Here is a 1,147-nt window from a genome sequence, read left to right as displayed (position 1 = left end):
GTTAGCCTACCGGGAGCAGTAGGCCTGGAAGGACTCGACGAGGTGGTTGAACAGGGCGTCGATGCGGGCGCTGCGCCGCACGTCCTCGTGCGCCACGATCCACGTGTCCAGGCCGAACACGATGCGGTCGGGAAGCACGCGCACGAGATCCCGCTCGCCGACCGGCACCTGCACCACGCCAATGCCGAGGCCGGCCCTCACGGCGGCGAGTTGCGCGGGATGGCTGTCGCTGCGCAGGGCGATGGGCAGCGGACCGCCCGCCTCCCGGCTCAGGGCGTCCAGGATCGCGACGTAGGCCGGCATGCGGTCGGGCCCGACCATGGAGTGCCGGGTGAGGTCCGCGACGGTCTCGGGAAAGCCGTTCCGGTCGAGGTAGGCCGGCGACGCGAAGAACCCGAGCGGGATGCTGCCGACGTGGCGCGCCACGAGCGAGCCCTGGTTCGGCCGCGCCATGCGTACCGCCACGTCCGCCTCCTGCCCGGGGAGGTCGGTGTTGGCGTTGGTGAGCAGCAGTTCGACCGCGAGTCGCGGGTGGAGTTCCCGAAGGGCCGACAGCATCGGCGGCACCACTTCGATGCCGACGAAGTCCGAGACGCTGAGGCGGACAGGGCCGGCGACCTCAGATGCAGAGCCCTCGGCCTCGCGCCGGAAGGCCTCGGACGCGTGGGCCATGCGCCGTACGTGCCCGGCTAGGCCGAGCGCCTCGGGCGTCGGCGCCAGCCCGTTCACGCCGCGGACGAAGAGCGGCTGCCCGATGGCGCGCTCCAGTGCCTCGACCCGGTGGCGGACGGTTGGCTGGGTGAGGCCGAGGGCCCGCGCCGCCGCCGACAGGCTGCCGGTGTCGAGCACCGTCAGGAAGGCCCGCTGGTCGTCCCAGGCGAAGTCCGCATCGCTCATTGAATTTCGATAGGCGGCCCATCGAAGCTCGTCAATTTCCTAGGGCGCGTGTTCGGCGCATCACTACGGCGACGAACTGAGGGACAGGACGATGAAGCAGGCTCTGGTACTGGGGGCGACAGGCGGTATCGGCGGGGCGGTGGTCCGGTTGATGTTGGCGCGTGGTTGGCAGGTCACAGCCTTGGTGCGTGATCCGAAACGGGCGGCGACCACATGGGACGCGCCGGTCGTGCCGGATTGGCGGGCCGGT

General features: G+C 70.9%; 2 protein-coding genes. One reads left to right on the top strand and one right to left on the bottom strand.

Annotated features, from left to right (window positions below; genetic code table 11):
- Nucleotides 1–6: 6 nt before the first annotated feature.
- Nucleotides 7–897 (bottom strand): LysR family transcriptional regulator, encoded by an 891-nt coding sequence (locus tag BMY19_RS30365; RefSeq protein WP_100253900.1) that lies wholly within the window; start codon nt 895–897, stop codon nt 7–9.
- A gap of 91 nt (nt 898–988) precedes the next feature.
- Here BMY19_RS30365 and BMY19_RS30360 point away from each other — a divergent pair.
- The coding region (locus BMY19_RS30360) for an NmrA family NAD(P)-binding protein (protein WP_170863092.1) at nt 989–1,147 on the top strand (159 nt) is incomplete at its 3' end.

Source organism: Methylobacterium sp. UNC300MFChir4.1 (assembly GCF_900110155.1).
Classification (GTDB): Bacteria; Pseudomonadota; Alphaproteobacteria; order Rhizobiales; family Beijerinckiaceae; genus Methylobacterium.
Note: the sequence above shows the minus strand (reverse complement) of the source record. Positions and strands in the feature narration are given on the sequence as shown.